General features: G+C 54.1%; 10 protein-coding genes, 1 tRNA gene and 3 rRNA genes. 7 read left to right on the top strand and 7 right to left on the bottom strand.

What is annotated here, in order from left to right; translation table 11 throughout:
* Window positions 1-436 precede the first annotated feature (436 nt).
* The 3 genes from ACE3MN_RS23520 to ACE3MN_RS23530 are packed head-to-tail and all read left to right on the top strand — an operon-like array spanning window position 437 to window position 5,354.
* The gene (locus ACE3MN_RS23520; RefSeq protein ID WP_375364186.1) at window positions 437-1,504 is read left to right on the top strand and encodes an HlyD family secretion protein; all 1,068 of its coding nucleotides are present in this window, start codon (window positions 437-439) and stop codon (window positions 1,502-1,504) included.
* Window positions 1,501-4,230 (top strand): ribosome-associated ATPase/putative transporter RbbA, encoded by a 2,730-nt coding sequence (gene rbbA, locus ACE3MN_RS23525; RefSeq protein ID WP_375364187.1) that lies wholly within the window; start codon window positions 1,501-1,503, stop codon window positions 4,228-4,230. Before ACE3MN_RS23520 ends, rbbA begins: the two co-directional genes overlap by 4 nt.
* Window positions 4,230-5,354, top strand: coding sequence for an ABC transporter permease (locus ACE3MN_RS23530; protein WP_375364188.1), 1,125 nt, complete (start codon window positions 4,230-4,232; stop codon window positions 5,352-5,354). The genes rbbA and ACE3MN_RS23530 overlap by 1 nt, the downstream gene beginning before the upstream one ends.
* A gap of 40 nt (window positions 5,355-5,394) precedes the next feature.
* Here the strand turns inward: ACE3MN_RS23530 and ACE3MN_RS23535 are convergent, their stop codons facing one another.
* The 5 genes from ACE3MN_RS23535 to ACE3MN_RS23555 all read right to left on the bottom strand — a co-directional run bounded on the left by ACE3MN_RS23535 (window position 5,395) and on the right by ACE3MN_RS23555 (window position 11,551).
* Complete coding sequence (locus ACE3MN_RS23535; RefSeq protein WP_004133081.1) at window positions 5,395-5,712, bottom strand: hypothetical protein; 318 nt, start codon at window positions 5,710-5,712, stop codon at window positions 5,395-5,397.
* 858 nt (window positions 5,713-6,570) lie between these two features.
* Window positions 6,571-6,686 (bottom strand): 5S ribosomal RNA (gene rrf, locus ACE3MN_RS23540).
* A gap of 67 nt (window positions 6,687-6,753) precedes the next feature.
* Window positions 6,754-9,660 (bottom strand): 23S ribosomal RNA (locus ACE3MN_RS23545).
* 190 nt (window positions 9,661-9,850) lie between these two features.
* Window positions 9,851-9,926, bottom strand: a tRNA-Glu gene (locus tag ACE3MN_RS23550).
* Window positions 9,927-10,011: 85 nt separating this feature from the next.
* Window positions 10,012-11,551: ribosomal RNA gene (locus ACE3MN_RS23555) — 16S ribosomal RNA — on the bottom strand.
* The 16S, 23S and 5S rRNA genes sit together here with 1 tRNA gene alongside, the layout of an rRNA operon.
* A 602-nt stretch (window positions 11,552-12,153) precedes the next feature.
* On the opposite strand from ACE3MN_RS23555, the gene ACE3MN_RS23560 reads away from it, so the two are divergent.
* Complete coding sequence (locus ACE3MN_RS23560; protein WP_004133465.1) at window positions 12,154-13,278, top strand: cupin domain-containing protein; 1,125 nt, start codon at window positions 12,154-12,156, stop codon at window positions 13,276-13,278.
* A 66-nt stretch (window positions 13,279-13,344) separates the two neighbouring features.
* Here the strand turns inward: ACE3MN_RS23560 and surE are convergent, their stop codons facing one another.
* Window positions 13,345-14,220, bottom strand: coding sequence for a 5'/3'-nucleotidase SurE (gene surE / locus ACE3MN_RS23565; protein WP_155552691.1), 876 nt, complete (start codon window positions 14,218-14,220; stop codon window positions 13,345-13,347).
* A 494-nt stretch (window positions 14,221-14,714) separates the two neighbouring features.
* On the opposite strand from surE, the gene ACE3MN_RS23570 reads away from it, so the two are divergent.
* Together ACE3MN_RS23570 and ACE3MN_RS23575 are read left to right on the top strand one after the other, a co-directional pair.
* Complete coding sequence (locus ACE3MN_RS23570) at window positions 14,715-15,494, top strand: histidine phosphatase family protein (protein WP_049089859.1); 780 nt, start codon at window positions 14,715-14,717, stop codon at window positions 15,492-15,494.
* 84 nt (window positions 15,495-15,578) lie between these two features.
* Window positions 15,579-16,922, top strand: a complete 1,344-nt coding sequence (locus ACE3MN_RS23575; protein ID WP_049100001.1) for an OprD family outer membrane porin — start codon at window positions 15,579-15,581, stop codon at window positions 16,920-16,922.
* A 41-nt stretch (window positions 16,923-16,963) separates the two neighbouring features.
* Here the strand turns inward: ACE3MN_RS23575 and ACE3MN_RS23580 are convergent, their stop codons facing one another.
* The gene (locus ACE3MN_RS23580; protein WP_024360460.1) at window positions 16,964-18,328 is read right to left on the bottom strand and encodes an MFS transporter; all 1,365 of its coding nucleotides are present in this window, start codon (window positions 18,326-18,328) and stop codon (window positions 16,964-16,966) included.
* A 565-nt stretch (window positions 18,329-18,893) separates the two neighbouring features.
* Between ACE3MN_RS23580 and ACE3MN_RS23585 the strand changes: the two genes are divergently transcribed.
* Window positions 18,894-20,543 carry a signal transduction protein gene (locus ACE3MN_RS23585; protein ID WP_375364189.1) on the top strand — a complete coding sequence of 550 codons (1,650 nt, stop codon included), beginning with the start codon at window positions 18,894-18,896 and terminating at the stop codon, window positions 20,541-20,543.
* Window positions 20,544-20,581 lie beyond the last annotated feature (38 nt).

The raw sequence follows: 20,581 nt of genomic DNA on the forward strand, positions 1-20,581 counted from the left end.
CCACCAATAATATCCTCAGGTTATTAGCGTTGTGCGGTAGCTTATAAGTATGATGATTTAATGAAGCGCTATGAGATTGTACGAGCGAGTACCCGAGGCATTAAACCCAAATAGTATTATGGGTAATATTGGCGTATCGGTCCGCGGCTGTTTTTATGTTAACCCAGCGACAAGTCCATGTTTTGTATATGGACATAATTAGTGCGGGTGTTAGTATTGCATTGACGGTAGCAATAAATATGCGTGTTTCATTTAAGGCGAGGATTGCTGATGATGACCACATTAATCGCACCTCTTTCCGACCGGTTCGCCGCGCAGCAGGATTCACGCGCCGGTTGGCCTTGCCCCCCATTCCTCCCTTTCCTGAAGAGACGATACTTCGCTACGCGGAGGAGAAGCGCGCACCACTCAGCCTATGGAACAAAGCGAGTCGCGTATGGACAAAATCAAACGGCGTTGGGTTGGATACGTTATTGGTTTAGCGGTGGTGATTGCCGCGGCGGCATGGTGGATGCTGCGCCCGCCGGGGATTCCAGCGGGCTTTGCCAGCAGCAACGGTAGAATTGAAGCCACGGAAGTCGATATCGCCACCAAAACCGCCGGACGTATCGAGACGATCCTGGTCAAGGAGGGGCAGTTTGTTCGCCAGGGCGACGTCCTGGCCCGCATGGATACCCGCGTGCTCAACGAACAACGGCTGGAGGCCGCCGCGCAAATCAAGGAAGCAGAGAGCGCGATTGCCGCCGCGAAAGCCCTGCTCGACCAGCGCCAAAGCGAAATGCGCGCTACGGAAGCGGTGGTGAAGCAGCGGCAGGCGGAGCTGAACTCCTCGGCTAAACGACACGTCCGCTCCAGCACGCTCTCGCAGCGCGGCGCGGTCTCCGCGCAGCAGCTGGATGACGACCAGGCGGCGGCAGAAAGCGCCAGGGCGGCGCTGGAATCTGCCAAAGCGCAGGTCTCTGCCGCCAGGGCCGCGATTGAGGCGGCGCGAACCAGTATCATTCAGGCGCAAACCCGGGTCGAGGCCGCCCAGGCGACCGAACGGCGGATTATCGCCGATATCGACGATAGCGAACTGAAAGCACCGCGCGATGGTCGTATTCAGTACCGCGTCGCCGAACCGGGAGAGGTGCTGGCGGCGGGCGGCCGGGTGCTGAATATGGTCGACTTGTCCGACGTCTATATGACCTTCTTCCTGCCGACCGAGCAGGCGGGCCTGCTGGCGCTGGGCAGCGAAGCGCGAATTATCCTCGATGCCGCGCCGAATCTGGTGATCCCCGCCAATATCAGTTTTGTCGCCAGCGTGGCGCAGTTTACGCCCAAGACGGTGGAAACCAGCGATGAACGGCTGAAGCTGATGTTCCGCGTAAAAGCCCGTATTCCGCCAGCGCTGTTGGCAGAGCATCTGGAGTATGTGAAGACCGGCCTGCCCGGGATGGCCTGGGTGCGTCTGGATAACCGGCAGACGTGGCCTGAAGCGCTGACGGTGAGGCTACCGCAATGAAAACCGTCGCCCGCCTGGAAAACGTCAGCCAGCGCTTTGGTGCAACCGTCGCGCTGAAGGACATTACGCTGAGCATTCCCGCCCGCTGTATGGTGGGTCTGATCGGGCCAGACGGCGTGGGCAAGTCCAGCCTACTATCGCTGATTTCCGGCGCGCGCGTGATTGAGCGCGGCAACGTCATGGTGCTCGGCGGCGACATGCGTGATGTGCGTCACCGCCAGGACGTTTGCCCGAAAATCGCCTGGATGCCCCAAGGGCTGGGGAAGAACCTCTATCACACCTTATCGGTCTATGAAAACGTTGATTTCTTCGCCCGTCTGTTCGGCCATGATAAAGCCGAACGCGACATCCGTATCAATGAACTGCTCCAGAGTACCGGCCTGGCGCCGTTTCGCGACCGTCCGGCGGGGAAACTCTCCGGGGGGATGAAGCAGAAGCTCGGCCTGTGCTGCGCGCTTATTCACGACCCGCAGTTGCTGATCCTCGATGAACCTACCACCGGCGTCGATCCCCTCTCGCGGGCGCAGTTTTGGGATCTGATCGACAACATTCGCCAGCGTCAGCCGGAGATGAGCGTACTGGTCGCCACCGCTTACATGGAAGAGGCGGAGCGCTTTGACTGGCTGGTAGCCATGAACGCGGGGGAAGTTCTGGCGACCGGCAGCGCCGATGAGCTTAAAGCGCACACGGCAAGTCAGACGCTGGAGCAGGCGTTTATCGCCCTGCTTCCCGACGCTCAACGCCTGGCGCATAGAGAGGTGATCATCCCGCCGCGCCATACGGATGAAGACGAAATTGCGATTGAAGCGCGCGGGCTCACCATGCGCTTCGGTAATTTTGTCGCCGTTGACCACGTGAATTTTCGTATCGCCCGCGGCGAGATTTTCGGCTTCCTCGGCTCCAACGGCTGCGGCAAATCAACGACCATGAAAATGCTGACCGGGCTGCTACCGGCCAGCGAAGGCGAAGCGTGGCTGTTTGGCCAGCCGGTCGACCCCAGAGACATCGAGACCCGCCGCCGCGTCGGCTATATGTCGCAGGCCTTTTCCCTCTACAGCGAACTGACCGTGCGGCAAAACCTCGAACTGCATGCGCGCCTGTTCCATATCCCGAAGGCGGAAATCCCCGGACGGATCGCCGAAATGAGCCAGCGCTTTATGCTGGAAGAGGTAGAAGACACTCTACCCGCTTCGCTACCATTAGGTATCCGTCAGCGGCTCTCGCTGGCAGTCGCGGTGATCCACCGTCCAGAAATGTTAATCCTTGATGAACCCACCTCCGGCGTCGATCCGGTAGCCCGGGATATGTTCTGGCAGCTGATGGTCGATCTAGCCCGCCAGGACCGGGTAACGATTTTTATCTCCACCCACTTTATGAATGAAGCGGAACGCTGCGATCGCATTTCGCTGATGCATGCCGGAAAAGTGCTGGCCAGCGATACGCCGCAGGCGCTGGTCGAACAGCGCGGATCGGCCAGCCTTGAAGAGGCGTTTATCGCCTGGCTGCAGGAAGCAGCAGATACCGCCCAGCCGCCTGATGCGGAAGCCGCGCCGGTTCCCGTGATAGAACACAAAACCGAAAGCGTGGCGCCGCGCCAGACGTTTAGCCTGCAGCGCTTGTTTAGCTACAGCCGCCGTGAAGCGCTTGAGCTGCGCCGCGATCCGGTGCGATCGACCCTGGCCCTGCTCGGCACCGTGATCCTGATGTTCATCATGGGCTACGGGATCAGTATGGACGTCGAAGATCTGCGATTCGCGGTGCTCGACCGCGACCAGACCGTCAGCAGCCAGGGCTGGTCGCAAAATATCGCCGGTTCGCGCTACTTCATCGAACAGCCGCCGCTGCAAAGCTATAGCGAACTGGACAGAAGAATGCGCAACGGCGAGCTGGCGGTGGCTATCGAAATTCCGCCCAATTTTGGCCGCGATATCGCCCGTGGAACGCCGGTGCAAATTGGCGTGTGGGTGGACGGCGCCATGCCGAACCGCGCGGAGACGGTGCGCGGCTACGTCCAGGCCATGCATCTGGCCTGGCTGCAGGAGATGGCCGGTCGCCAGTCCAGCCCAAACCGCGATACGTCACTGATTTCCATCGAAACCCGCTACCGCTATAACCCGGATGTGAAAAGCCTGCCGGCGATTGTCCCGGCGGTAATTCCGCTGCTGTTGATGATGATCCCGGCGATGCTCAGCGCGCTTAGCGTGGTCCGCGAGAAAGAGCTCGGCTCAATTATCAATTTGTACGTGACGCCAACCACCCGCAGCGAATTTCTGCTGGGTAAACAGATGCCGTATATCGTGCTGGGGATGTTCAACTTCTTCCTGCTCTGCGCGCTGTCGGTGTTTGTCTTTGGCGTACCGCATAAGGGGAGTTTTCTGACGCTCACCCTCGCCGCGCTGCTCTACGTCACTATCGCCACCGGGCTTGGCCTGCTGATCTCCACCTTTATGAAAAGCCAGATTGCGGCGATTTTCGGCACCGCGATCATTACGCTTATCCCGGCGACGCAGTTCTCCGGGATGATCGACCCCGTCGCCTCGCTGGAAGGGCCCGGCCGCTGGATTGGCCAGATTTATCCAACCAGCCACTTTCTGACCATCGCGCGCGGAACGTTCTCCAAAGCGCTGAATCTGACGGACCTGTGGGGATCCTTTATTCCGCTGCTTATCGCGGTTCCGCTGGTGCTGGGCCTGAGCGTGTGGCTGTTGAAAAAACAGGAGGGATAATGCGTGGATTACGCAATATTTATAATTTGGGGATGAAAGAGCTACGCAGCCTGCTGGGCGATAAAGCGATGCTGACGTTAATTGTCTTTGCTTTTACCGTCTCGGTGTACTCCTCCGCAACCGTGATGCCGGGTTCACTACATCTGGCGCCCATCGCTATTGCTGACATGGATAAGTCGCAGCTTTCATCGCGTATTATCAATGGTTTTTATCGGCCCTGGTTTTTGCCGCCGGCGCTGATCACCGCTGATGAGATGGACGCCGGGCTGGATGCGGGACGCTATACCTTCTCCATCAATATTCCGCCGGATTTCCAGCGCGACGTTCTGGCCGGGCGCCAGCCCGAGCTGCAGGTTAACGTCGACGCGACGCGTATGAGCCAGGCGTTTACCGGCAATAGCTATATCCAGAATATCGTCACCGGCGAGGTGAACAGCTTTGTCACCCGCTACCGGGATAACGGCTCGCTGCCGGTTGAGCTGGCCGTCAGAATGCGTTTTAACCCGAACCTGGAACAGGAGCGTTTCGGCGCCGTCATGGCAATTATCAACAATATCACCATGCTGGCGATCGTGCTGACCGGCTCGGCGCTGATACGCGAGCGAGAACATGGCACCGTAGAGCACCTGCTGGTTATGCCGGTCACGCCGTTTGAGATCATGATGGCGAAGATATGGTCAATGGGGCTGGTGGTGCTGGTGGTTTCCGGACTCTCCCTGCTCCTGATGGTTCAGGGCGTGCTGCAGGTACCGATAGAGGGCTCAATTCCGCTCTTTATGCTTGGGGTCGCCCTGAGCCTGTTTGCCACCACCTCGATCGGCATTTTTATGGGTACGGTGGCGCGTTCCATGCCGCAGCTGGGGCTGCTGATGATTCTGGTGCTGTTGCCGCTGCAGATGCTTTCCGGCGGCTCCACACCCCGGGAAAGTATGCCGCAGGCTGTACAGGATATTATGCTCACCATGCCGACAACCCACTTTGTCAGTCTGGCGCAGGCCATTCTTTATCGCGGCGCGGATTTCTCCATCGTCTGGCCGCAGTTTCTGACGCTGCTGGCTATCGGTGGGGTGTTTTTTACTGTCGCGCTACTGCGTTTTCGCAAAACGATCGGTGAGATGGCCTGAGTCAACGCCGGTGCCGCTCCCTGCGGTCCCAGCATCGGCGTTATTTATTTCGATTCATAAAGCGCCGCAAAGCCCAGGTGAACCCCATCGCCATGCTGAACAGGATAAACAGCAGCAGCACCCAGCTGACGGAAATTCTCAGTAGCGCGCTTAGCGTCATAAGTGGCTGAAGATACACGGTAAAGGAGTGATCGATAGGCTTTCCCAGCAGAACCATCAGTCCATCTGTTAACCAGACAAGCGCCCGACAAACCAGCCAGATGATCGCTGGCCAGCAGAGCAAGACCAGAAAGGTAAAACGCTCCCGGATATAATTTATTAGTTGGCGCAGAGGAGGCCAGTTAATCAGAATTTTCATTTATATTCTCATATTGCCAGCCGGTAACATGCATTATCCGTCGAAGGACGTTACCGGGTTAGCTTCCATACAGGCAATGCACTCTATGTTTTTAGCAAATTTGAATTAACTTAAACCAGATCGAGTTAACAAAGTGTTAAGGACACTAAGTCATTTCGCAGAAAAAGTCCAGCGGTTATACCTGCTGCCCGGCATGATGAGGAGGTTTCGTATCTATTTGTTAACCTGATTACATTAGAGTAACTTAATAATTAAGCTGGAAATATTCTTAATATAATTCATATTAAATATTAAGAAACGAATTTATATATATTTTTATTTTCATATAAAACACATATCAATATAAAAACCGCCTTCATAAAGTTATTTTATTCAGAAAATAAATTCCTTGCAGGCTATTTCTCAATAAAAAAGGGTTGAAAGAGCACTATTTTTTTCGTCATCGCTGCTGATAATCATTTCCCCTGACGGCTCGCCTCAATATTCATCGTTCTCGTTGCGAGTCCAGACAAAAAATGAAAACCACTTTATTTTCAATGGGATATCAATCAATGCTGTTTTAATACGGCGGATACCCCATCACAATAGCCGTTCGGCTGATGCGTTCGGTAATGTTAGGTATTGCTGTATATCAGCTGCTGAAACGGCCGAAATCGTCCCATAAGGTAAACTAAATAAACAGCCCGCTGCGTCATTTTTATACCTTAGCCACGCTTTAACCGGAGGGAGGGCGTATGACCAGCTTCAGGCTGGAATACATCAGCGCTGTCGGTAACGTGATAGCACTTTGCCGTAATTTCTCAGACCACAAAAACGCAAAAAGCCCATCCGTCAGGATGGGCTCTTCACTTAATTGATGCCTGGCAGTTCCCTACTCTCACATGGGGAGACCCCACACTACCATCGGCGCTACGGCGTTTCACTTCTGAGTTCGGCATGGGGTCAGGTGGGACCACCGCGCTAGTGCCGCCAGGCAAATTCTGTTATCTGTATCAGGCTGAAAATCTTCTCTCAAATCCGCCAAAACATCTTCGGCGTTGTAAGGTTAAGCCTCACGGTTCATTAGTACCGGTTAGCTCAACGCATCGCTGCGCTTACACACCCGGCCTATCAACGTCGTCGTCTTCAACGTTCCTTCAGGACTCTCAAGGAGTCAGGGAGAACTCATCTCGGGGCAAGTTTCGTGCTTAGATGCTTTCAGCACTTATCTCTTCCGCATTTAGCTACCGGGCAATGCCATTGGCATGACAACCCGAACACCAGTGATGCGTCCACTCCGGTCCTCTCGTACTAGGAGCAGCCCCCCTCAATTCTCCAGCGCCCACGGCAGATAGGGACCGAACTGTCTCACGACGTTCTAAACCCAGCTCGCGTACCACTTTAAATGGCGAACAGCCATACCCTTGGGACCTACTTCAGCCCCAGGATGTGATGAGCCGACATCGAGGTGCCAAACACCGCCGTCGATATGAACTCTTGGGCGGTATCAGCCTGTTATCCCCGGAGTACCTTTTATCCGTTGAGCGATGGCCCTTCCATTCAGAACCACCGGATCACTATGACCTGCTTTCGCACCTGCTCGCGCCGTCACGCTCGCAGTCAAGCCAGCTTATGCCATTGCACTAACCTCCTGATGTCCGACCAGGATTAGCTGACCTTCGTGCTCCTCCGTTACTCTTTAGGAGGAGACCGCCCCAGTCAAACTACCCACCAGACACTGTCCGCAACCCCGATTAGGGGCCCACGTTAGAACACCAGCCATTAAAGGGTGGTATTTCAAGGATGGCTCCATGCAGACTGGCGTCCACACTTCAAAGCCTCCCACCTATCCTACACATCAAGGACCAGTGTTCAGTGTCAAGCTATAGTAAAGGTTCACGGGGTCTTTCCGTCTTGCCGCGGGTACACTGCATCTTCACAGCGAGTTCAATTTCACTGAGTCTCGGGTGGAGACAGCCTGGCCATCATTACGCCATTCGTGCAGGTCGGAACTTACCCGACAAGGAATTTCGCTACCTTAGGACCGTTATAGTTACGGCCGCCGTTTACCGGGGCTTCGATCAAGAGCTTCTCCTTACGGATAACCCCATCAATTAACCTTCCGGCACCGGGCAGGCGTCACACCGTATACGTCCACTTTCGTGTTTGCACAGTGCTGTGTTTTTAATAAACAGTTGCAGCCAGCTGGTATCTTCGACTGATTTCAGCTCCATGGGTAAACCACTTCACCTACATATCAGCGTGCCTTCTCCCGAAGTTACGGCACCATTTTGCCTAGTTCCTTCACCCGAGTTCTCTCAAGCGCCTTGGTATTCTCTACCTGACCACCTGTGTCGGTTTGGGGTACGATTTGATGTTACCTGATGCTTAGAGGCTTTTCCTGGAAGCAGGGCATTTGTCACTTCAGCACCGTAGTGCCTCGTCATCACACCTCAGCGTTAATAACGTTCCGGATTTACCTGGAACATCCGCCTACATGCTTAAACCGGGACAACCGTCGCCCGGCCAACATAGCCTTCTCCGTCCCCCCTTCGCAGTAACACCGAGTACAGGAATATTAACCTGTTTCCCATCGACTACGCCTTTCGGCCTCGCCTTAGGGGTCGACTCACCCTGCCCCGATTAACGTTGGACAGGAACCCTTGGTCTTCCGGCGTGCGGGTTTTTCACCCGCATTATCGTTACTTATGTCAGCATTCGCACTTCTGATACCTCCAGCAACCCTCACAGGCCACCTTCAACGGCTTACAGAACGCTCCCCTACCCAACAACACATAGTGTCGCTGCCGCAGCTTCGGTGCATGGTTTAGCCCCGTTACATCTTCCGCGCAGGCCGACTCGACCAGTGAGCTATTACGCTTTCTTTAAATGATGGCTGCTTCTAAGCCAACATCCTGGCTGTCTGGGCCTTCCCACATCGTTTCCCACTTAACCATGACTTTGGGACCTTAGCTGGCGGTCTGGGTTGTTTCCCTCTTCACGACGGACGTTAGCACCCGCCGTGTGTCTCCCGTGATAACATTCTTCGGTATTCGTAGTTTGCATCGGGTTGGTAAGTCGGGATGACCCCCTAGCCGAAACAGTGCTCTACCCCCGAAGATGAGTTCACGAGGCGCTACCTAAATAGCTTTCGGGGAGAACCAGCTATCTCCCGGTTTGATTGGCCTTTCACCCCCAGCCACAAGTCATCCGCTAATTTTTCAACATTAGTCGGTTCGGTCCTCCAGTTAGTGTTACCCAACCTTCAACCTGCCCATGGCTAGATCACCGGGTTTCGGGTCTATACCCTGCAACTTAACGCCCAGTTAAGACTCGGTTTCCCTGCGGCTCCCCTATACGGTTAACCTTGCTACAGAATATAAGTCGCTGACCCATTATACAAAAGGTACGCAGTCACCCCATAAAGAGGCTCCTACTGCTTGTACGTACACGGTTTCAGGTTCTTTTTCACTCCCCTCGCCGGGGTTCTTTTCGCCTTTCCCTCACGGTACTGGTTCACTATCGGTCAGTCAGGAGTATTTAGCCTTGGAGGATGGTCCCCCCATATTCAGACAGGATACCACGTGTCCCGCCCTACTCTTCGAGTTCACAGCCTGTGCGTTTTAGTGTACGGGAGTATCACCCTGTACCCTGCGACTTTCCAGACGCTTCCACTAACACACAAGCTGATTCAGACTCCGGGCTGCTCCCCGTTCGCTCGCCGCTACTGGGGGAATCTCGGTTGATTTCTTTTCCTCGGGGTACTTAGATGTTTCAGTTCCCCCGGTTCGCCTCGTTTGACTATGTATTCATCAAACGATAGTGCAACGAATTGCACTGGGTTTCCCCATTCGGACATCGCCGGCTATAACGGTTCATATCACCTTACCGACGCTTTTCGCAGATTAGCACGTCCTTCATCGCCTCTGACTGCCAGGGCATCCACCGTGTACGCTTAGTCGCTTAACCTCACAACCCGAAGATGTTTCGTAAAACATCGTCGTGTCGCGAAAATTTGAGAGACTCGAACACACATTAACTGTGTGTCGTTTCAATTTTCAGCTTGATCCAGATTTTTAAAGAGCAAATATCTCAAACGTCACCCGAAGATGAGTTTTGAGATATTAAGGCAGGTGACTTTCACTCACGAACCAGCAAGTGGCGTCCCCTAGGGGATTCGAACCCCTGTTACCGCCGTGAAAGGGCGGTGTCCTGGGCCTCTAGACGAAGGGGACACTGAAGTCTCAATCGCAAGACGCCTTGCTATTTACTTTTCATCAGACAATCTGTGTGGACACTACAAAGGCAGGTTCTTTCAGGTAAGGAGGTGATCCAACCGCAGGTTCCCCTACGGTTACCTTGTTACGACTTCACCCCAGTCATGAATCACAAAGTGGTAAGCGCCCTCCCGAAGGTTAAGCTACCTACTTCTTTTGCAACCCACTCCCATGGTGTGACGGGCGGTGTGTACAAGGCCCGGGAACGTATTCACCGTGGCATTCTGATCCACGATTACTAGCGATTCCGACTTCATGGAGTCGAGTTGCAGACTCCAATCCGGACTACGACATACTTTATGAGGTCCGCTTGCTCTCGCGAGGTCGCTTCTCTTTGTATATGCCATTGTAGCACGTGTGTAGCCCTACTCGTAAGGGCCATGATGACTTGACGTCATCCCCACCTTCCTCCAGTTTATCACTGGCAGTCTCCTTTGAGTTCCCGACCGAATCGCTGGCAACAAAGGATAAGGGTTGCGCTCGTTGCGGGACTTAACCCAACATTTCACAACACGAGCTGACGACAGCCATGCAGCACCTGTCTCAGAGTTCCCGAAGGCACCAAAGCATCTCTGCTAAGTTCTCTGGATGTCAAGAGTAGGTAAGGTTCTTCGCGTTGCATCGAATTAAACCACATGCTCCACCGCTTGTGCGGGCCCCCGTCAATTCATTTGAGTTTTAACCTTGCGGCCGTACTCCCCAGGCGGTCGACTTAACGCGTTAGCTCCGGAAGCCACTCCTCAAGGGAACAACCTCCAAGTCGACATCGTTTACAGCGTGGACTACCAGGGTATCTAATCCTGTTTGCTCCCCACGCTTTCGCACCTGAGCGTCAGTCTTTGTCCAGGGGGCCGCCTTCGCCACCGGTATTCCTCCAGATCTCTACGCATTTCACCGCTACACCTGGAATTCTACCCCCCTCTACAAGACTCCAGCCTGCCAGTTTCGAATGCAGTTCCCAGGTTGAGCCCGGGGATTTCACATCCGACTTGACAGACCGCCTGCGTGCGCTTTACGCCCAGTAATTCCGATTAACGCTTGCACCCTCCGTATTACCGCGGCTGCTGGCACGGAGTTAGCCGGTGCTTCTTCTGCGGGTAACGTCAATCGACAAGGTTATTAACCTTATCGCCTTCCTCCCCGCTGAAAGTACTTTACAACCCGAAGGCCTTCTTCATACACGCGGCATGGCTGCATCAGGCTTGCGCCCATTGTGCAATATTCCCCACTGCTGCCTCCCGTAGGAGTCTGGACCGTGTCTCAGTTCCAGTGTGGCTGGTCATCCTCTCAGACCAGCTAGGGATCGTCGCCTAGGTGAGCCGTTACCCCACCTACTAGCTAATCCCATCTGGGCACATCTGATGGCAAGAGGCCCGAAGGTCCCCCTCTTTGGTCTTGCGACGTTATGCGGTATTAGCTACCGTTTCCAGTAGTTATCCCCCTCCATCAGGCAGTTTCCCAGACATTACTCACCCGTCCGCCACTCGTCACCCGAGAGCAAGCTCTCTGTGCTACCGTTCGACTTGCATGTGTTAGGCCTGCCGCCAGCGTTCAATCTGAGCCATGATCAAACTCTTCAATTTAAGTTTGATGCTCGTGAATTAAACTTCGTAATGAATTACGTATGTTCACTCAGAGACTTGGTATTCATTTTTCGTCTTGCGACGTTAAGAATCCATGTCACTTTGAGTGCCCACACAGATTGTCTGATAAATTGTTAAAGAGCAGTGCAACGCGGCTTTCGCTCACCGTTGCGAGGTGGCGTATATTACGCTTTCCTCTTTCAGAGTCAACCCGTTATTTCAGGATTTTTTCTCTTCAACCGACCGGGTTGTTTGTGAAGTGATTCACATCTGCCGTGTCAGTGGGAGCGCATTATAGGGAGCTCCCGGGATATAGCAACCCTTAAAATACAAAAAACTTATCAAACGCTCATAATTTAAACTTTTCGCACCCCGCGCCCGTTACTCAAAATCGAGAAAACCCAGACGTCATGCTGCCTGTAGGGCATTTCAGCCAAAAACGAACTTTTGCGAAAATCAACGATATCCGCCAGTCGATCGCCCCTCTATCGCATGCCGTTACGTCAAATGATGAATTAAGCACCAGCCTTGACCCATGACAAAGCGGCATAAGGGTGCCTATTTCTATAATCAGGCCCGTTTCTTCTTATTGGTATGAACCTATGGCTTATCAACTCAACATTAACTGGCCGGAGTTTTTAGAAAAGTACTGGCAAAAGCAGCCGGTGGTATTAAAGAAGGCTTTCGCGAATTTCGTCGATCCGATTACCCCGGATGAACTGGCCGGGCTGGCCATGGAACCGGAGGTCGATAGTCGACTGGTGAGCCTCAAGAACGGTCAATGGCAGGCCAGCAACGGCCCGTTTGAACATTTTGATGGTCTGGGCGAAACCGGCTGGTCGCTATTGGCTCAGGCGGTAAACCACTGGCATATGCCCGCCGCTGAGCTGGTGCGCCCTTTCCGCGTACTGCCGGACTGGCGTTTAGATGACCTGATGATCTCCTTTTCCGTACCGGGCGGCGGCGTGGGCCCGCACATCGACCAGTATGATGTCTTTATTATTCAGGGCATGGGTAGCCGCCGCTGGCGCGTGGGCGATAAGCTGCCGATGCGTCAGTTCTGCCCGCATCCGGCGCTGCTGCACGTCGACCCGTTCCCGCCGATTATTGATGAGGATCTGGAGCCTGGCGATATTCTGTACATTCCGCCGGGATTCCCGCACGACGGAATCACTCACGAAACGGCGCTGAACTACTCCGTCGGCTTCCGCGGGCCAAACGGCCGCGATTTGATCAGCAGCTTTGCCGATTACGCGCTGGAAAACGATCTCGGCGGCGAGCACTACAGCGATCCAGATTTAACCTGCCGCGAACATCCGGGCCGGGTTGAAGAGTATGAACTGGAACGTCTGCGCGGCATGATGATCGAGATGATTAGCCAGCCGGAAGATTTCCGTCAGTGGTTTGGACGATTTGCTACCACGCCGCGCCACGAGCTGGATATTGCGCCAGCTGAACCGCCTTATGCAGAAGAAGAGATTGTCGACGCGCTGGAGGGAGGCGAAATGCTGACTCGCCTGAGCGGCCTGCGGGTACTGCACATCGGCGATGACTTTTTTGTCAATAGTGAACAGTTGGAGCCAACCGAACCTGCGGCTCTGGATGCGCTGTGCCGCTATACCCTGCTGGGTAAGGATGAGCTAGGCGAGCGCGCGCTGCGCAATCCGGCCTTTATCGCCGAGCTGACCCGTTTGATTAACCAGGGCTATTGGTTCTTCGACGAATAGCGCTTCATCATCGGTTCATATAAAGAAGGCGCGAATAGCGCCTTCTTCTTTTATATCACTACGGCATTATTTTCCGAGCAGCGTCTCATACTGCGCCTGGAACTGCGGCGCGTTCCATGAGCCATCAAACAGGGTGTAAGTAATATACCCCTTGTTCAGCCAGCCCGAGTCATTATCCCCTTCCGCCGGTTTTATCGCTTCCGGATTCATCGTCTGTTTTGCGGTGCCGTCCGCCAGCAGTTCATAACCAATCTGTGGCGCGGGGAACTGTTCATTCTCAATATAATGAACGCCCTTAATTTCAGCCGACGGCAGCGGCGGATAGTTGATGCTCAAACCGGACCCTTGCGGCAAAATCGGGCTTCCCGGTTTATGCGCGGCGTTAAGTTTATCGACCAGCGAAACGACGTAATCCACCGAGTCAGGCCAGTACTTATGCGTGCTCGGCCATTTGTTCTTCATCTCTTCTTCCGTGAATCGGTAGCCAATACTGGCGGCAATCGCCGGGAAGCCATAGCGAATGGCGCGAGCCGCGGCGCTCACGGTACCGGAGTTAACCTGCGCCATACTGGTATTGGGACCATCGTTGACGCCCGAAATCACCAGATCCGGCGGCGCGTCTTTCAGGACGCCCCACAGGCCAAAATCCAGCGCATCGGCAGGGGTTCCGGGGAAGCAGTAGCGTTTATCAGCGGCTTTTTTGACATCAAAAACTTTACCCGTCTTAAAGGTAATTGCCGACCCGATCCCGCTCTGATTCGTTGCCGGCGCCACCATCCAGACGTCATATCCTTTGGCCGCCAGTTTTTCCTGCAGCGATGTGGTTCCCACAGACTGGCAGCCATCGTCGTTAACCAGCAGTATTTTCAACGGTTTTTCAGCAGCCTGTACGCCAGCGGCAGATAACGCCAGAATGGCGGCAGTCAGGATTTTCGTTCTCATCATCACTCCTTGTTGGGTAGCAGAGGTATTTCTTCGGCGCAAAAAAAAACCTAAGACTCCTGCCGCACGCCTCATTGGCGGACAGGGGTCTTAGGTTTTGCCTGTGGTCAGTAACAATCCCAGAGTGCAGCGAAAATAACGCCAGTGCGCGGCAGAGTCCAGAGCAGACATCATTATTTTGTGACGGAGATCAATCCTCAATAATTATTTAAGCCAAAAAATACCAATTAATCTGAAAATTAAACTTAAGATACAACTCAATCAGCAAAATTACCTGCATGAAGACGATCACATTTATTGACATTAATAATAAATAGAGGATGTCTTTTTGCATAATTAGTGCTAACGTCGCCCTTGTTGGATTGTTACTGTTTAGAACAGGCGAAACCTACGTCATCGAGTTCGAGCGAACATAACCTTATTTATGCTTCGCGTCGAATATCTGACGTAGGTTTTTTTTTGCTTATAAAAAGACCATTCAGGTGGAGCGTTATATGAAGAAGTGGCTAATAGCATTAATGATGGCGGCAGGCGCGGCAACCTGCTCTGCGGCGGAAGTTAAAAACGATGATGGCGTGAATATCTATTTCGCTCGTCATGGCAAAACGCTGCTGAATACGTTTGACCGCGTGCAGGGTTGGGTGGACTCCCCGCTTACCGAAGACGGCATTCGCGTCGCTCGTTATCTCGGCGAGGGGCTTAAAGGTATTCCGTTTGATAGCTTCTATTCCAGCGATGCCGGACGTCAGCGTGAAACCATGCAGGTGATCCTTAAGCAAGCCGGAGTAAGTGATTACAAACTTACCGAGCTAAGCGGCCTGCGAGAAGCCTTCTTCGGCGGTTTTGAAGGCGGCTATAACAAAGATATGGCCGATGCCGGCGCTAAACAGCTGGGGCTTAAAGATGGCGCAGCGCTGTTCAGCCAGATGAAAGCGGGCACCCTGGCCGTCGATACCAACCAGAATGCGCTGGCAGCAGCCGATCCCAAAGGCATGGCGGAAAACTATCAGCAGATAAAAACCCGTACCCAGGCAGCGCTGCACACTATCGTTGAAAACGCGCAGGCCCGGGGCGATAAAAACGTGCTGGCGATTTCATCCGGTACCGCAATGCAGATTATGATTTCCGATTTAACCGACGATAACGCGAAAAACAAACCGCTTGCCAATGCCGCGGTGGTGAAAATTGTTTATAAAGACGGCAAATATACCGTTCCAGAAATTGGCACCATGAAATATGTTGAAGCCGGAAAACAGGCTCTCGATAAAAAATAATACCCACGCTTAATTATTTATTACGGCAGACTTCAGGCGAAAACACCTCGCCTGGATCGCTGTGTCCCTACTCTGGGGTTTATTATGAAAATGAATACTACAACAGTCGCCATTATGCTGCTGGCTATTCCCGCCAGCGCCTGGTCAGCTTCGGCCACTAACAGTCTGAAGGAGCGCGATAATATCGATACCGTGCTCGACGATCCGTTATTCAGCCAGTCCCATATGAATTTGTCGTTTAAAAACTACTGGAAATATCTTAAGGAAGAAGAGACCGAGCCAAAGAAAGTCCATAATGCCTGGGGTCAGGGCGTCGCCGTCGATTATCAGTCCGGCTATTTTGCCGATATTATTGGCTTTGATGCCACTTACTACGGCGCGGTAAAGCTCGGCGCCAGCGATTACTTTAACTCCCGCGGCGTGCTGTATAACAACGGCAGCGGGAATAAAAAGAGCAACGCTGAGGGCTTTTCCAAATTCGGTCAACGCAACATCAAGCTGCAGTATCGCCTGGCGGACACTCAACTGAACGCCCGCTGGGGCTGGCAGACGATGAAAAACTTTGGCGTCATCTCCAACTCGACCCGCCTCTCCCCGACCACCTATTTGGGCTGGACCGGCGCGGTGAACTACGGCCCCTTCACGCTGCGCGGCGCGTACATCGAAAGCGCGATGGATCGTAACTCGCCGGATAAGAAACGCTTCCAGACCAACAGCGGGCAGTATATTAACCATATCGCCAGCGGCGATATTCTGTGGCAAAGCGAGCACCTGAACATGCAGTACGGCTATGGTGAAAGCGACAACTATCTGCGCCGCCATATTCTGTTCACCAATATTAAGCCGATAAAAGCGCTGAACATCGGAACTCAGGTCTACGCCACTCACGCGCTGGACGAGTATAAAGCGATGCCGGCGAATAAGCGTGACTTTGACGACGACGCCTGGCACATCGCCATGGATGTGAAGTGGCAGGCGGACAACTGGAGCACCAAGTGGGGTCTGGGCTATACCGACGCGAACAAGGCCAATGAAGTGGGCTTCTACCCGCGCCATATGAGTAAAAACTCGCGCGGAACCTTTATCTCAATGGCCTATGCCGGCAACGACTATATGCGCGACGGTGAACTGGTTCTCTCTAATATGTCGGACTATAACCTGACGCCGGAGCTGGCGATCGGTCTCGCCGGCAACATCGCCCAGTTTAACTACCGCGGCAACCACGTCCGTACCGGGGAAATTAACGCCTTCAGCCGCTGGGTACCGACGCACCCAAGACTGAAAAATCTCACCGTCTGGGCGATGTTCGGACCGGGCTGGTCCTATAAGATGAATGGCAAAACGCCGGTGCTCACCGACGGCCATTACAGCCGGGCCAATTCGCTCTCTTCGGAAGTGATTATCGAATATAAATTTAATCTGTTCTGATACGCCCGCCCCGCCGGTCATGGCGGGGCAACCCTCCCCGGCTACTTCTTCACCTCATTAAGCTCATCGTTATAGCTTTCCCGCGTCACACAGACGCACAGGATGGTAATCAGCGCCATGCAGGCGAGAAACAGCGAGATGGGCCACGATGCGCCGCCGGACCACACCAGCAGCAAGGTACCGATCATCGGCGTTAAGCCGCCGACGATATTCGCCAGCTGGAAGCCGAGCGACACGCCGGTATAGCGCACGCTGGTGTCAAAAAGCTCCGAAAAGAAGGCCGGCTGGACGCTGAACATCATGCCCAGCCCCACGGAATAGCAGAAGGTGGTGGCGAACATAAACATCTTCACCGAGCCGGAGTCGATCATCCAGAACAGCGGGAAGGCAAAGATCAGCGTGATAGCGGCGCCGGCCAGATAGACCGGTCGGCGGCCAATTTTATCGGAAAGCCAGCCGAAGAACGGAAAGGTAAAAATGCCGACAAAACTGGCCAGCAGCAGCCCGTTCAGCGCCGTTTCGCGAGTAAAGTTGAGTTCCCGGGTCACGTAGGACATAAAGAATGCCACCGTCAGCCAGCCCAGAACAATCTCCCCCATGCGCATACCCATCGCCAGGAATACCGCTTTACGGTGATGTTTGAGCACGGTGAGAATAGGAAACTTCTGCTCCGCCGCTTTCGGCGCGTTCTGCTGCTGTTTCTGATTCTCCTGAAACACCGGCGTCTCTTCGATCCTTGAGCGGATAAACATCCCGACGAACAGCAGCGCGATGCTTAACAGGAAAGGCACGCGCCAGCCCCATGACATCAGGTCCTCCTCCGGCAGCATCACCACCAGCGCAAAAACGCCGGTGGCGATAAACAAGCCAAGCACGTTGCCCAACTGAACAAAGGTGCCGAAAAAGCCCCGGCGATGGCGCGGCGCATACTCGGTGATCAGCGTCGTCGCCCCGCCCCATTCGCCGCCAATGGCAAAGCCCTGGCAGAGGCGCAAAAAGATAAGTATCAACGGCGCGGCGTTACCTATGGTGTCGTAGCTGGGGATTAATCCTATGAAAAAGGTCGAAATCCCCATAATCATCAGCGACAGAACCAGCGATTTTTTGCGGCCGATCTTATCGCCATAGTGGCCAAATACGATGGCCCCGATGGGCCGGCTGACGAAGGTAATCGACAGCGTCAGGAAAGATACCAGCAGCGCCATCAGCGGCGAGAGGTTAGGAAAAAACAGCGACGGAAACACCAGCGCGGCGGCGGTGCCGTAGATAAAAAAGTCATAGAACTCAATCGTTGTGCCGGAGAGACCGGAGCCCAGCACGGTGAGCAGCTTTCTTCTTTCATGGGTTTGTTGCGATGTTTGTTCATTTTTTGCAGGGGTCATGGCGGGCGAGGTAAGCATAGTCATCATTAAATCCTCTGTCCTGAATCATTATTGTTAAGTCGGGCAGCGCCTGGCTAACACATCGTTGGCGTGGGAAAATCGCCGGCAAGCTAACTCGAATTAGCTAATTATAACAAGAGACAGAGATTCACAACGTAAATGCTAAAAGAGTGTGACCAGGATCGGTTAAATTTTAACACCCGCGCCAGCGCCGCGAGACATATCGCTCAAGACATAACGAAATAATTAATTAAATTCAATTAATTAAATATTAAAAGCTGATTTACCATCCCCGCTGTGCTTCCCGCCCGCTTTTCTGCCCGCCTAGATGCCGCCTCAGCAAGCGTTCCCGGTCACCTGACCTCCCGTTTAAAATAAAGAGTTAAATATTAATAAGTTAATAATTTCACATTGATAGCCATCACAAATCCCCGGTAAAGAGTTTGTTCCTGTCTTTTTTTTTACCTAACTTGCTAATTCGAGTTAGCCAAAGAAATTAGCCAGCAATAAAGCGATTGATGCCGCGCTTACCCCGGCGCAGCACGCTCAACGATAACTAAGCGACCTATCCCCTACAGGAGAAATTCACATGCTGAATTTAACGTTACCCGCGGAAGCCGAACTTATTACCCCGCAGCCAGGCGAAGTGTTGATGGTGACCAATGCGGATCTCCGCGAACCGGCTAACGTCACCTGCTGGCCCACGCAGAAGCAGTTTGAACAGCGCCTGGAAACGGCGCTGGAAACATTAGGCTATAGCCTGCGCCGCGCCCATCCGGTCAACGAGCGGCGCGGTCACGGGTTTATCAGCAGCCAGAAAGAGGGCAGCGAGCTGTTCGCCGGGATCGATCCGGATGCGCCGATTATTGTCCTGCTTACCGCCTGGCAATACTCCCATCATCTTGCTCCTTCGCTGGTACATCATCGCGGCCCTATTTTGCTGCTCGCCAATTTTGACGGCACCTGGCCGGGCCTCGTCGGCATGCTCTGTATGGCAGGCTGCCTCACCAGCCTGGAGCGCAACTACTCGCGGCTGTGGTCGGAAACCTTCGCCGACGAGGCGTTTATTCGCGGCCTGGACACCTGGCTGCGCGACGGCCATCTCAGCCATAAGCTCGGCTATCTGCATCCGGTCGCGCCCAGCGCGCCGCTGCTGGCCAGCGAAGCCGGACAGATCGGCGTGAAGGTTGGGCAGTCGATCCTCAAACACAAGGCCATTGTCGGCCTGTTCGATACTTTCTGTATGGGGATGATCAACGGCGTGTTCCCGCAAAAAGCGATGATCGACGTAGGGATGCCGGTGGAGTCGCTGTCGCAATCGGCGCTGCTGGTTGAAATGAACAAAGTGCCGACCGCCCTGCGCGAAGCCTGTCTCGACTGGTATGAGACCCGCGGCATGCGCTTCCGGTTCGGCGCCAACGGGGCGAAGGATCTGACCCGGGAGCAGGTGCTGGAACAGTGCGCGATGATGATCGCCATGGCGCGCTTCGTGAAGCGCTTCGGCCTGACGGCGGTAGGCGTGCAGTATCAGCAGGGGCTCAAAGACAGCTGCGCCGCCTCGGATTTTGCCGAAGGCGCCATCGGCAACGCGGAACGCTTTCCGATCCCGGATGAAAATGGCGAGATCGTCTGTCCGGACGCGCCGATCACCTGCATCAACGAGGTGGATATGGGCAGCGCCATCCCGCAGGTGATGCTGGCGAAGCTGCTCGGTGCGCTGGGCATGGCGAGTGAAACCACCCTTCACGATATCCGCTGGGGTAGCGAATACAACGGCACGTTCTACTGGGATCTGGAGATCTCCGGCGCGGTGCCGTTCGCCCATCTGAAGGGCGGGATCGCCGGGACCACCGGCTATCGCCAGCCGGCGATGTTCTTCCCCTACGGCGGCTCGACCATTGCCGGTCAGGGCAAAGCCGGACGCTTTATCTGGGCGCGCGCGCACTACGAAGGCACTCAGGTGATCCTGCATATCGGCACCGGCACCGCCGTCGAACTGCCGCATGACGAATTCGAACGCCGCCGCCGGGCAACCAACTACGAGTGGCCGTTACTCAACGCCGTTCTCGACGGGGTTTCGCGCGACGATTTAATGGCGGGCCATCAGAGCAACCATCTCAGTCTGGCTTATGTAGAAGAGGAGGTGTTATCCGAAGTGCTGAACGCCTTTATTGCCCAGGCGCTGACGCAAAATATGAAAGTCTTTATCGCAGGCGATGCGCATTTATTAATGAAATAACAACTGATTCGCTTATGTAATTTTTACGTTGTTAGCGA

The sequence above is a fragment of the Klebsiella grimontii genome, from assembly GCF_042137965.1.
GTDB classification, from domain to species: domain Bacteria; phylum Pseudomonadota; class Gammaproteobacteria; order Enterobacterales; family Enterobacteriaceae; genus Klebsiella; species Klebsiella grimontii.

Bases quoted from the DNA above. Each gene is read 5' to 3' on its own strand.
- ACE3MN_RS23520 (WP_375364186.1), top strand. From the start codon at position 437: ATGGACAAAATCAAACGGCGTTGGGTTGGATACGTTATTGGTTTAGCG.
- rbbA (WP_375364187.1), top strand. From the start codon at position 1,501: ATGAAAACCGTCGCCCGCCTGGAAAACGTCAGCCAGCGCTTTGGTGCA.
- ACE3MN_RS23530 (WP_375364188.1), top strand. From the start codon at position 4,230: ATGCGTGGATTACGCAATATTTATAATTTGGGGATGAAAGAGCTACGC.
- ACE3MN_RS23535 (WP_004133081.1), bottom strand. From the start codon at position 5,712: ATGAAAATTCTGATTAACTGGCCTCCTCTGCGCCAACTAATAAATTAT.
- ACE3MN_RS23560 (WP_004133465.1), top strand. From the start codon at position 12,154: ATGGCTTATCAACTCAACATTAACTGGCCGGAGTTTTTAGAAAAGTAC.
- surE (WP_155552691.1), bottom strand. From the start codon at position 14,220: ATGAGAACGAAAATCCTGACTGCCGCCATTCTGGCGTTATCTGCCGCT.
- ACE3MN_RS23570 (WP_049089859.1), top strand. From the start codon at position 14,715: ATGAAGAAGTGGCTAATAGCATTAATGATGGCGGCAGGCGCGGCAACC.
- ACE3MN_RS23575 (WP_049100001.1), top strand. From the start codon at position 15,579: ATGAAAATGAATACTACAACAGTCGCCATTATGCTGCTGGCTATTCCC.
- ACE3MN_RS23580 (WP_024360460.1), bottom strand. From the start codon at position 18,328: ATGACTATGCTTACCTCGCCCGCCATGACCCCTGCAAAAAATGAACAA.
- ACE3MN_RS23585 (WP_375364189.1), top strand. From the start codon at position 18,894: ATGCTGAATTTAACGTTACCCGCGGAAGCCGAACTTATTACCCCGCAG.